At 66.5% G+C, this 12107-nt stretch carries 10 protein-coding genes; 8 read left to right on the top strand and 2 right to left on the bottom strand.

Features of this window, described 5'->3' with window-relative positions; genetic code table 11:
* Positions 1-35: 35 nt before the first annotated feature.
* The gene (locus tag LLH23_07225) at positions 36-2012 is read right to left on the bottom strand and encodes a M48 family metalloprotease (GenBank protein ID MCE5238269.1); all 1977 of its coding nucleotides are present in this window, start codon (positions 2010-2012) and stop codon (positions 36-38) included.
* Between the two features lie 222 nt (positions 2013-2234).
* Here LLH23_07225 and LLH23_07220 point away from each other — a divergent pair, with 222 nt between their 5' ends.
* The 8 genes from LLH23_07220 (at position 2235) to LLH23_07185 (ending at position 11495) form a co-directional block, all read left to right on the top strand.
* Entirely contained in the window at positions 2235-3044 is an 810-nt protein-coding gene (locus LLH23_07220; protein MCE5238268.1) for a hypothetical protein, read from the top strand.
* 67 nt (positions 3045-3111) lie between these two features.
* Positions 3112-4464, top strand: a complete 1353-nt coding sequence (locus tag LLH23_07215; protein MCE5238267.1) for an aspartate aminotransferase family protein — start codon at positions 3112-3114, stop codon at positions 4462-4464.
* Positions 4465-4516: 52 nt separating this feature from the next.
* Positions 4517-4927: a hypothetical protein gene (locus tag LLH23_07210; GenBank protein MCE5238266.1), complete on the top strand. Its 411-nt coding sequence runs from the start codon at positions 4517-4519 to the stop codon at positions 4925-4927.
* Between the two features lie 305 nt (positions 4928-5232).
* The gene (locus LLH23_07205) at positions 5233-5892 is read left to right on the top strand and encodes a DUF1559 domain-containing protein (protein MCE5238265.1); all 660 of its coding nucleotides are present in this window, start codon (positions 5233-5235) and stop codon (positions 5890-5892) included.
* Positions 5893-6121: 229 nt separating this feature from the next.
* A complete protein-coding gene (locus LLH23_07200) occupies positions 6122-6781 on the top strand; it encodes a DUF1559 domain-containing protein (GenBank protein MCE5238264.1) in 660 nt (219 codons plus the stop codon).
* A gap of 127 nt (positions 6782-6908) precedes the next feature.
* The gene (locus tag LLH23_07195; GenBank protein MCE5238263.1) at positions 6909-7583 is read left to right on the top strand and encodes a DUF1559 domain-containing protein; all 675 of its coding nucleotides are present in this window, start codon (positions 6909-6911) and stop codon (positions 7581-7583) included.
* Between the two features lie 136 nt (positions 7584-7719).
* Entirely contained in the window at positions 7720-8817 is a 1098-nt protein-coding gene (locus LLH23_07190) for a C45 family autoproteolytic acyltransferase/hydrolase (GenBank protein MCE5238262.1), read from the top strand.
* Between the two features lie 383 nt (positions 8818-9200).
* On the top strand, positions 9201-11495 hold the full coding sequence (locus LLH23_07185) for a caspase family protein (GenBank protein ID MCE5238261.1): 2295 nt from the start codon (positions 9201-9203) through the stop codon (positions 11493-11495).
* 85 nt (positions 11496-11580) lie between these two features.
* Here the strand turns inward: LLH23_07185 and LLH23_07180 are convergent, their stop codons facing one another.
* Positions 11581-12102 carry a DUF5706 domain-containing protein gene (locus LLH23_07180; GenBank protein ID MCE5238260.1) on the bottom strand — a complete coding sequence of 174 codons (522 nt, stop codon included), beginning with the start codon at positions 12100-12102 and terminating at the stop codon, positions 11581-11583.
* Between the last annotated feature and the right edge of the window lie 5 nt (positions 12103-12107).

Below are 12107 nucleotides of genomic sequence, written 5' to 3'. Positions count from 1 at the left end.
CGCGGGTCGTTCGCCGTTACCCTTGACCCTGGCCCCTACCCCTGCGCCTTCTGGCGAGCTGCGACCTCGCGGTCAATGGCGTTGCTCAGGAACCGGAGCAGCGCCACCGGGCCCGCCATCGCGAGGCCCTGGCCGCGCAGGGAGTCGATGAGGCTGTCGGGGCTCTGGGCGAGGGGCAGCAGCGTGGAAGGCGCCACGTCGCGCGTGCCGGCGGCGATGAGCAAGAAGGAAGCGTCACCGAAGCCCAGTCCCTGCTCGCGCAACGCCGCCACCTCGCGCGGAGACACGTGGCAGTAGTAGGCCGTCATGCCGTCATAGGTCGCGCGCAGCTCCGGCGAGGCGCCGAAGGCGGCTAGGTTCAGCTTGGCCAGCAAGGCGCGGGCCTCCGCGTCGGTCGTGGCCGACTTGATGCGGTTGACGGCCTCGGCGGCCGCCGCGGTCTTGGACACCGTGTTCTGCGCGGCGGCGTTGACGTTGTAGATGTAGCGTGCCGGCTCCTTGGAGCCCACCATCGTGCCGACGAGGCTAACCGTGTCGTTGGCGGACTGCCCCGCACGGCGCACCACTGGCTCCACCGCCGCGGCCACGGTCATGGCCTGCCGCAGGTTCGCCCCGGCGAGCTGCATCTCGCGCAGGGCGCGGCGGTACACTGCCAGGTCCCCGGCCGGGGCGCGCCCGGCCTGCACCTGCGCCACGGCGTTGCGGAGCCCCTCGGCGTCGCGACGGAGCAGACCGCTCGTCTGGGCCACGGCCTTGTTGGTCGTCTCCAGGGCGAACACCGTCTCGTTGGCGTCACTGATGGCCGAGTTGGCGCCCAGGAAGGCCTGCTGCACCGCGTCCGGCAGTTCCGCCTCGCGGTTGCTGATCTCCCGCATGCTGCTGATGCTGCTGCGCGCAATGCCGGACACGCCGGCGGTAGGCGCCTGCATGGTGAAGGTGTAGTTGCTCGAGGCCGTCGCGAGCGCGCTGGCGTCGCTGCTGGCGCTGTTGGCCGCGGTCAGCAGTGCGCCCGCCTGCTGCTGCTCGGCGGCCGTCGCCAACGTCTGACCCGACGGTGGCGCCTGCAGCGCAGCCAGCGCCGTGCCGACCCGGGCGTTCTGGGGATCGCGCAGCAAGATGGCCTGGTATTCGGTCGCCGCCCGCTCGCGCAGGCCCTGGGCCTGCAGGGCCTCGGCATATCGCAGGCGCGTCGGGATGGCCTCAGGCTTCTTGTCCAGGGCCATCTGGTAGAACGTGCAGGCGGTGCCGTAGGCATAGCGGCGCGCGTAGCAGCGACCAATGCGCGAGGCCACGGCCGGATCGCCCAGGTTCATCTCCGGGCGCTTCTTCTCAGCCGCCAGCCGCTTGTCCGTCGGCGGGTGGGTCATGAAGATGTGCTCGAAGCTGGACGGGCGGTCCTTCTCGATCTCCGTCATCAGCCGCTGGAAGAAGGCCGTGCTGCCGGCCGGGTCGTAGCCGGACGCATAGGCGAACGCCGAGCCGGACAGGTCAGCATCGTTCTCGTCGTCGCGCGAGTACGACAGCATCAGCAGGCCCGCGCCGATGCCGCCGATGTTGGCCAGCGTCTCGCTCTGCGTCCCCAGCAGGGCCACGCCGATGTTGAACAGGACGCTGTTCTTGAAGCTCTTGATCGAGTCGCGGTTGGCGACATGCCCGACCTCATGCCCCACCACGAAGGCCAACTCGTCCTCGCTCTGGGCGAAGCGCAGCATGCCCTGGGTGACGTAGACGTAGCCCCAGGGCGCGGCGAAGGCGTTGACCATGTCCGTGTTGACGACGCGGAAATGGTAGGGGATGCCCTGGCGCTTGGACTGGCCGACCAGTGAGTGCCCCATGGTGTTGACCCAGGCGCCCAGCACCGGGTCGTTGTTGAGCCCGAACTCCTTCTCGACCGCCGCCGAGGTCTGCTTGCCCAGGCTGCGCTCGATGTCGTCCTCGTCGCAGCCCACCAGCAGGCTCAGAGCCAGCAGCGCCAGCAAAGCAGGGATTAGCACGCGTTTCAGATTGCTCATCAGCCTCACCTCGTCGCCATCGTGCCCGCGAACAACATCAACCGCTGCGCCCCACACAGCGTCAGAGGGTGCGCATCGTTGCTATGTTCCCGTTAGCTATGGTAGTTTTCGCCTCGCGGAGGCATTTCTCCTTGTGATGGCGAACCGAAGTCCAGCATCACAGGACCCCGGCGGCGCTGGGGCGGCCCATGCCCGCGCCGGGCACGCGAAACGAGGCATATGATGGAAGGACATTGGATTCGGCTGAACCGGCTCTTCTCCGCAGGGCGGGCGGTGATCGTGGCCGTGGACCATGGCGAGTTCTTCGGCCCCACGCCCGGCATCATTGACCTGCCGGAGGTCATCACGCAGCTTCAGGAGGCCGATGGCATCCTGCTGTCGCCGGGCATGATCGCCCACTGCGGCCATGTCTTCTCGCGCCGCAACGCCCCGCAGGCCATCGTGCGCCTGAACTGGAGCACGGTGTACTGCAACCAGTGGGGCTATGACCAGGCGCGGTCGGCCAAGGTGGTGTCACCGCAGGAAGCGCTGGCCATGGGCGCCGACATCGCCCTCGCGTCGCTGACGCTGTCGGGCACCGACCAGGTCATGGACCGGGACAACGTGGCGCTGTTTGCCGAGATGGTGTCGGGCAAGCGCCAGGCGGGCATCCCGCTGATCGGCGAGTTCTACCCCATCGCCCCCGAGAACCTGCTCCCCGAGGACCTGCACAACCTGGTGTTCATCGCCTGCCGCATCCTGGCGGAGATGGGCGCGGACGCGATCAAGACCTTCTACACGGGTGAGGCGTTCCGGGAGATCGTGGAGGCCTGCCCGGTGCCGATCTTCTGCCTGGGGGCCGAGAAGACGCCGCGGGAGATTGACGCCCTGACCCTGGCGTACCGGGCAGTCAAGTCCGGCGCGCGAGGGGTAGTCTTCGGCCGCAACGTCATCCAGGCCAGCAGCCCGGCGCGGTTCCTGCGGGCGCTGAAGAAGGTCGTGCAAGAGGAGGCGGACCCGGAGGCGGTGGCGCGGGAGATGGGGGTACGCTGAGTGCCGTGGGCGCGCGTGTCCTCACGCCCGCCTCGTGGTCGTGACAGAGACGAAGGAGTTGTAGCATATGTCCAACTGGTCCCACGTAGACGTAGCCACCGTCCCCAACCTCAAGTGCACCCCTCCCGGGCCGCTCTCCGTCGAGTGGCACCAGCGCGCGTCGGCCCACATGAAGGGCTACTCGTCGCAGGTGCGGCTCTTCCCGGTCGCCTTTGAGAGCGGCCATGGCGTGACCCTCACCGATGTGGATGGCAATGTCTACCTCGACTTCTCCAGCGGCATCTATGTCACGTCGCTGGGGCACTGCCACCCCAAGATCAGCGAGGCCGTCGCGCAGGCGGCCAAGACGCTGATGAACTGCCATGACTTCACCACGCCGCTGAAGGCGAAGCTGCTGGAGAAGCTGGCCTCCATGACGCCGGGAGACCTCGGCGGCGTGCAGCTCTATGACTCCGGCACCACCGCCGTCGAGGCCGGGCTGCGCATCTGCCGGGCGGCCAACCACCCGAACCTGGAGTTCATCTCCTTCCACAAGGACTTCCACGGCAAGACGCTCGGGGCCGTGTCGCTGGCGCGGCTGGACCCGACGCAGGGCCTGCGCGCGCCGGGGTTCCACCTCGTCCCCCGGCCGTTCTGCTACCGCTGCGCCTTCGGCCTGACCCACCCCCAGTGCAACCTGCACTGCCTGAAGTACATCGGCACGGTGCTCAAGGAAGAGACCGCCGGGCGGGTCGCGGCGATTGTGATGGAGCCGGTGCAGGGCTGGGCGGGCTCGACCGTGCCGCCCGAGGGCTTCATGCCGGGCCTGCGGCAGTTCTGCGACAAGCACGGCATCCTGCTGTTTGCCGATGAGGTGCTCACCTGCATGGGCCGCACGGGGAAGATGTTCTGCGTGGATCACTGGAACCTCGTGCCCGATGTGCTGACCCTCGGCAAGGGCTTCGGCAACGGTTTCCCGGTCACGGCGATGGTGGTGCGGGACAAGTACAAGGACCAGGTGGAGAAGATCAGCGCGAGCACGAGCTACGGGGGCAACCCGATGGCCTGCGCGGCGGCGCTGGCGAGCCTGGAGGTCATCGAGGAGGAAGACATCATCGCGCGGGCGGCCCACCTGGGCGAGGTGCTGACGGCGCGGCTGCAGCAGATCAAGGACCGCCACCCGCTGGTGGGCGATGTGCGCGGGCTCGGGTGTCTGCTGGCGATCGAGCTGGTCAAGGACCGCGAGACGAAGGAAGAGGCGACCGAGGAGGGCACACTGGTGTACCAGAAGGGCTTCGCCAAGGGCCTGGCATGGGTGCCGGCGGGGAACGTCCTGCGCCTCTCGCCGCCGCTGATCATGGAGGACGACGTGGCGCTCAAGGCGATGGACATCATTGAGGAGAGCATTGCGGAGGTGGAGCGGGAGCGAGGGTACCGCTAGTCTGACCGGCCGTTGGGCCGCAGTGATGCCAGGGATGTGAGGAGGAGTCACGATGGCTCAGAAAGTGATGAAGGTCATTGCCGTAAAGACGCAGGCGCCGGACCAGCCGGGCACCGGGGCCAAGATGGCGGCGGCGTTGCGCGACCGGGGTATTGCGCTGAAGGCCATGTGGGGCTGGTCCGCGGGCGGGGGGATGAGCACGATGGTCTGCATCCCCGAGAAGGTCGAGGAGCTGCGCAAGCTGGCTGCCGAGGCGGGCCTGACCATCGAGGAGGTCCCGATGGTGTGGCTGGAGGGCGCCGATGAGACCGGGGCGCTGGTCGGCTTTCTGGAGCAGACCAGCGCAGCCGGCATCAACGTCGGCAAGGTCATGGCCATCGGCGCTGGAGGCAGCTTTGGCGCGGCGTTCGGCTTCGCCGACGAGGCCACGGTGGATCGCGTCATCGCCCTGATGGGCGGATAGCCTCGCACGGACGCCCGCCGTCTGGGCCGCGAGCGGAAGAGCACGCCCCTTCCGACGCCCGACTGCGGCAGGCCCCCAACCGTGCGTGCTCGCGGCCAGCGGCGTGGAGCAGTGGAGGCAGCGACGCCCCGGCGCCAGGCGCATGTCTGGCGCGAAGATTGGCGGGGAGGCGCGGCAGGAGAAAGCAGGCCGACGGCGAAGAAGAATAACAGTAGTGGTACACCACCCCTAGATGGGTTGTGCAGTGTTCCACCGGAGGGCATGCAAACCGCGTGCCCTCCGGATCTCGTTATGAGGAGAGTGTCATGCAGAAGCGCGGTTTCACGCTCATCGAGCTGCTCGTGGTCATCGCCATCATTGCCATTCTGGCGGCCATTCTCTTCCCCGTGTTCGCCAAGGCCCGTGAGAAGGCGCGCCAGACCAGTTGCCTGTCGAACCTGCGCCAACTGGGCACCGCCGCCATGTCCTACTGTCAGGACTATGACGAGAGATTCCCCATTGACTACCTCGTCACCGGGGTCGTGGTGGTCGGCGGCGCGAACCAGTGGCGCTATCTCCTGTACCCGTATATCAAGAACTGGCAGATCTTCCAGTGCCCCTCCGGTCGCGGTTCCTACGACTTCAGTAGCCCCTACTCGCAGTTGTGCGTCAACTACGGGATCAACGGCAGCGTCTTCACCGCCACCGGCTTCGCCATGGGCTCCATCCTCGCGCCGGCGCGGGTGTACTTCATCGGCGACTCCGTGCACTGGTTTGGCAGCCAGTACTGGACGGCCTATGCCGGCAACGGGTCGGACGGGTACTTCAACGCCGGTCCTACCGGCACCCCCTCCATGGCTACCGACGAGCACTCACGCCACAACGGCGGCTCCAACCTCAACTTCTGCGACGGGCACGCCAAGTGGATGCGGAACACTGACATCGTGGGGAACTGGAGTACGCTGTCCAACCCGAGCCTGCCCTGACGGGCATGGCCGGGCGGCCGATGTTGCGCGGCGCGACAGGACGCGAGACCCCGGAGCTTCTTGCGGGCGTCTACCGCGAAGCGTGCGGGGGCGTCATAGGCAGATGGGGCGTAGCGACAGAAATGAAAGGTGGTGTTGAGCAACCACAGTCGCGGAGGTCGAGGGGGCGTTCCACAGAGCGGCACACGGAGTGTGTGCCTGCCAGTCCATGTCCCGAGGAGAGAACATCATGCAGAGGCGTGGCTTCACCCTTATCGAGTTGTTGGTTGTCATCGCGATCATCGCCATTCTGGCGGCGATCCTGTTTCCGGTATTCGCCAAGGCACGCGAGAAGGCGCGCCAGTCAAGCTGCCTGTCGAACCTCAAGCAGCTTGCGCTGGCCTGCATGCAGTACTCGCAGGACTATGACGAGCGGTGGCCGCTGGCCTACATGGCTACCACGCCCCGCTACAGCTTCATCACCGAGCTTGAGCCGTACGTGAAGAACGCGCAGGTCTTCGACTGTCCGAGCCAGAGTGTGCGGTCAACTGTGATCTACAACGGCTGCCGCAGCTATGCCTTCAACAACATGCAGTTCGGCGCCGCCATCGGCACCATCAACTCCCCGGCCGAGACCATCATGATGGGCGACGCGACGGTGAACACCTACAATGGCGCGTGGTCGCTGTTCCGCGCCTCCAACGGGCACCGCATAGACAAGCTCAACGGCGGCGACTACGCCACGTGGGGTGGCACCACCCCGGTGAACACGCAGGCCTGGGTCTACATGAACTTCTGCGAGCGCCACAACGACATGGGCAATGCGAGCTTCATGGACGGGCATGCCAAGACCATGAAGTACGAGACGCTCTATGCGGGCGGCGCGAACACCTGGTTTGACAGCAACTAGCCGGGCAATGGCCGCGTCGGCACGACGCCCGCAGGTGTCGTGCGGCGACCTCCAGTGGGGAGAGCAGGGACAGAGCGCCAGGCCTCAGGGCCGGCGTTGAGACATATCTCGACAGGAGGCAAGTGCAATGCAGAGACGTGGCTTCACCCTCATCGAATTGCTGGTCGTGATCGCGATCATCGCCATCCTGGCGGCGATCCTCTTCCCGGTGTTCGCCAAGGCCCGGGAGAAGGCCCGGCAGTCGAGCTGTCTGTCGAACCTCAAGCAGCTCGCCCTGGCCAACCTGCAGTACGTTCAGGACTTCGACGAGCGTTTCATCAAGGGCCGCATCCCGGACTGGGGGCAGGGACCGCCCTACTTCAGCTTCATCCAGCAACTGGCGCCTTATGTGAAGAATGCCCAGGTGTTCGACTGCCCGAGTTGCTCGATCAGGTCCTATGTCGGTTACAACGGTTGCCGCAGCTACCCCTTCAACTCCCTGCTGTGGGGACAGCCCCTGGCCGGCGTCCAGACGCCCGCCGAGACGGTCATGATGGCCGATGGGACCGTGAACACGTACATGGGCTGCTGGGACATGTACTATCCCTCGCGGGGGCGACGGCCGGACAAGCTGGATGGCTCCGACTTCCCAAGCGGCTGGGGTAGCGGCACGACGCCCAACACGCAGAGCTATGTGTACTTCAACTTCTGCGTGCGCCACAACGAGATGGGCAATGCCAGCTTCGCCGACGGCCATGCCAAGGCGATGAAGTACGACACGCTGTACGCGGGTGGTGCCAACACCTACTTCGATCTCAACTAGACCTCGTACAGGCGATCAAGACGGCCCGGCGATCCTCGCCGGGCCGTCGTTGCTTTGGGGTTGACGAGACCCGCCGGGCCGGGCTACGCTCAGGCTGCACACAGACGTCGCGACCGCGTCACGGGAGATGAAAGACATGCTCACCGCCACACGCTTTGCCGTCGTCGAGATGTCGGGCACGCCGTATGAGATGGGACTGGCGCACGGCAAGCGGTGCCAGGCGCTCATCAAGCGACTCGTGCGCAAGTTCGATGACATGATGATGCCTGCCGCGTACCACGAGGCCGGGCGGGAGGTCGTGCGCGGGGCCATGCCCATCGTCCAGCGCGAGGCGCCGGACCTGTATGAGGAGACCGAGGGCATCGCGGCGGGGGCTGGGATGAGCGTGGAGGACATCTTCCGGCTCAACTGCGCCTCCGAAGTGCACGCCTGGCGCGGCTGCAAGGACCTGGAGGCCGTGACGACCGTCCCCGATGGCTGCACGAGCTTCGCCGTGGAGCATGAGGGCAGCTCGCTGGTGGCCTGGAACATGGATTGGTGGCGGATTTGGCAGCCCTTCCTGGTGCTGCTGCATGGCCAGCCGGCGCAGGGGCCGCGCTTCCGCTGTGTCGCCTTCGCCGGCTGCGTCGGGCGGCCGGGGATTTCCGAGCGGATCGGCGTGTCGGCCAACTACCTGCCCTACCGGGCGGCCGCAAGCATCCCCTCGGGCCGGTCCGACTGGGCGGGGCCGGGCGTGCCCTACAACTACATGACGCGGATGCTGCTGCAGCAGACGAGCACCCCTGACGCACTGAAGCTGCTGGAGCGCGTGCCGCGGATGCTGTGCCTGAACTACACGATTGGCGACAGCCAGGGCCGCATCGCCTGCGTCGAGGCGCTACCGCATGAGATGGCTGTCCTCAAGCCGACAGAGGGCTTCCTGGTCCACGCCAACTCGTACCACTCACCGAAGCTGGACGGCCTGACCGAGGAGCAGCAGAAGACGAGCGACCCGCGGGCGTACCTGGCGCGGCAGATCCTCCGGGAGCGGGGCATGCCGCTGCAGCGCGCGGACATCTACGTCGCCCAGCGCGCGCACTTCCCCGGGGCGGATACCGGCGTGTGCGTCCACACGGTCTACGACAAGCCCAGCATGACGCTGCTGTCGTTCGTGGCGGATGTGGCGAAGCAGACGCTGTGGGTGGCCTACGGGTCGCCGTGCGAGCACCGGTTCCTGCCGTACCGCCCCCTCTGACAGCGCCGGTCTCCCGGCGATAGCCGCAGGCTCCCCCCTACGGCGCTGCGCTGTTGACGGCGGCGCGCTCACCTGTTATACTCCGGTCGAAGCTGAGCCCCCTGGCCCCGAAGTACCGACTGCCCGGGGCGCGGCGGGCGCCAGTTGTGCCAGAGCACCGGGTCCGGACTCATCCCGCTCCGGTCAGGCCTCACTGGACCCTCGGGCGGGACGCTGCGGCAAGGTACGACGTTTCGACACCACAGCAACACACACTCCTCACGAGCACCTGTAGGACAGTCTGACGCGCTGAGTCTTCTGCTTGGGCTACTGCCGCACCGGCCTGCGCCGGTGCGGGACCGACAACGGGCGTCGCAAGCGACGCCACAAAGGGAGGTTGTCGCATGTCAGGGAGACGCTGTGTCGCGCTGGTTCTGTCGTGCGCCGTATTGATGGTGGGGGTCTGGTCGGCTGCATCTGCCGCGAAGGGCAAGCCGCCGGTGGTGCACAAGGGGCCCCGGTACGGCCAGTTGAAGGCGCCGGCCCACGCCGTGCATCGCGCCACCAAGGCCACCCTTCCGTTCACCGATGGTTTCGAGGCCACCTGGCCGGGCGAGTGGAGCGACACTGACTACTGGGGGCGGACCAGCTCTCAGGCCAAGACCGGCACGTATAGTGCGTACTGCGTGCAGGATGTCGCGCCGGACACGGGGCCGTACCCGAACGACTCAAACGAGTGGCTGATTCTTGGTCCCTTCAGTACGGCGGACCTGGTCAGCGGCCAGGCGGTGTTCCAGCTCCAGAGCCAGATTGAGGACTACTGGGACTACACGTTCGCCGGGTTCAGCACCGACGGGCTGAACTTCTGGGGGACGTACTTCGACGCGGACACGGCGGGCTGGGAGCAGAAGACGGTCTCCATGACAGACCCGAACATCGGTGACTACACCGGCAAGAGCCAGGTCTGGTTCGCGCTGGTGTTCCAGTCGGACAGCAGCGTCACGGATGTGGGCTCATACGTGGACGACGTCACGATCAGCGGGGCGCAGGGCGGGGTGGTGCGCGGTCGCCTCATGGGCCCCGCTGGCCGCCCCCTGCACGGCGCCTGTCTGACTTTCACCCAGAACCTGGTCTACGCGGCGACCGAGATGTACACGAAGGGGGACGGCAACTACAGCAAGATTCTCCCCGTTGGGACGTACGTGGTCGCTCCCCACATGCCTGGCTACACCTTCACGCCCGCCTCGAAGTCCGTCACGATCACCCCGGGGGGCAACGTGATCGCGAGCTTCTTGGCGAGGTACCGTACCGGAGATGGGGTGGTCAACCGCTATGCCCTGGTGGTGGGCATCTCGGAGTATGATGACCCCGGCGCCAATCTGTCGTATTGCGACGACGACGCCGCGGACGTGCACAACTGGCTGACGGCCTGTGGCTGGTCATCGGCGAATATCCGCGTCTTGCTGAACTCCCAGGCGACCAAGGCGGCGATCATGGCAGGGATCACCTGGCTGGTCACGTCGGCCGACGCCGATGACATCGTGCTGTTCTACCAGAGCAGCCACGGTACGACTGAGTGGGATCTGCCTCCGTATGATGAGCTATACGACGGCATTGACGAGTCCCTGTGTACCTATGAGCTGACGAGTAACAGATTCATCCGGGACGACGAACTGAGCCTGTGGTTCCGCGCCCTGAGGACCCGCAAGTACGTGGTGCTGCTGGACACGTGCTTCTCGGGCGGACAGATCCGCGGCGTCGGGGTCCAGGGCGGCTCCCACCAGTTCTTCGACTTCGCTCCGGAGGGCCAGGAGGAGGTGCAGGCGCGCGACCTGGATGACCTCAACGGTGGCGTCGTGGTCACCGCCTGTCGCGACTATGAGTACTCCTACGAGTTCGACGCCCTGCAGAACGGCCTCTTCACGTACTACCTGGTGGAGGGCCTCAGCAACTCGTACGCGGACCTGAACCAGAACGGTTTCGTGTCGGCCGAGGAGCTGTACACCTACGTGCGACCACGGGTGGACCCGTACCAGACGGTGGACATGTGGGACGGGTACCCCAACGAGCTGGAGTTCGCCGACCTGGTTCCCCTGATGAGTGCGACGGTGCCCGCGCGCGGGGCCACCGGTGTGAACCAGACGGCTGATCTGACGATCACCTGGACGTGGACGGTGAACCAGGCGAGCGCCGAGAGCCTGTTCAAGCTCAAGGACCCGGCCGGAAATGCGGTGCCCGGCGCCTTCACCTGGCCGACCCCCAACATGGTCATGTGCTTCAATCCCACCTCCGCCCTGCGGGCGGATAGCCTGTACACGGTCGAGGTGGCGCCCGGTCTGGTGCTGAACACCGGCGGGGTCAAGTGGTATGGGGACAAGTTCACCTTCCGGACCGGCGGCACGGCGGCGATCGCCCGACCGCTGGTGGTGACGGCTGTGGCGCAGTCCGTGTCCGGCGGAGCCGAGATCAGACTGAACCTGTCCACGGCGGCGAACGTTGAGGCCGTCATCACGAACATCGCCGGACGGGTAATCCGTGTCCTGGCGCCGGTGGACGCTGAGGCCGGAGTCAGCACCTTGCTGTGGAACGGCAAGAGCAACTCGGGCCTGTCCACCCCGGCCGGTCAGTACCTGGTGCGCGTGCGGGCCCGGGACGCTTCCGGGAACAGCGCCAGCTTCATCACGCCCCTGCGCAAGTGAGGACGCCAGGTCGCGAGCATGAGAACCGGCAACGGCGGGCCCACCATGGGCCCGCCGTTGTGCTGTCTGTCGAACGCGGTCTGGTCTAGCGTGTGAAGATGCCGATGAAGGCGCCGAAGAGCAGGAGCATGCTCGGGGCGAGGATGGCCGTCGAGATGCGCACCCAGTGGTACTTCTCCTGTGCCAGGCACGAGAGGGTGTGGATCTGCCGGGCCAGCTCCTCCTCGATCTGCCCCTCGGTCAACCCGCGCACGGCCTCCACATACTCGTGGACCGACATGCGCGAGATGCTGCCGAAGAACATCAGCGAGCGGGCCGTGGAGCCCTGGCGGTGGCGGATGATGGGGAAGATGGCGACACACGAGGCGGCTCCGGCAGCGCCGCACAGCACCAGCCCGGAGATCAGCAGCGCGATGTCCATGGGGTTGCCAATCTTGGGGCCCAGGAGGGCTGCGCCACAGCCCACGAAGACCGCGCCGACGGTAGTCAGGATGTACGAGGCCTTCTGGTTCGAGTAGCGTACCTGCTCGTCCATCTGCTGGTAGCAGCGGTGCAGGAACGTCAGGCGCTCCTGCCGCGTGAAGTCCTGGCTGTCGGTGACGTTCATCAGGC

It is taken from the genome of bacterium (assembly GCA_021372615.1).
Lineage (GTDB): Bacteria > Armatimonadota > Zipacnadia > Zipacnadales > UBA11051 > JAJFUB01.
Note: the sequence above shows the minus strand (reverse complement) of the source record. Positions and strands in the feature narration are given on the sequence as shown.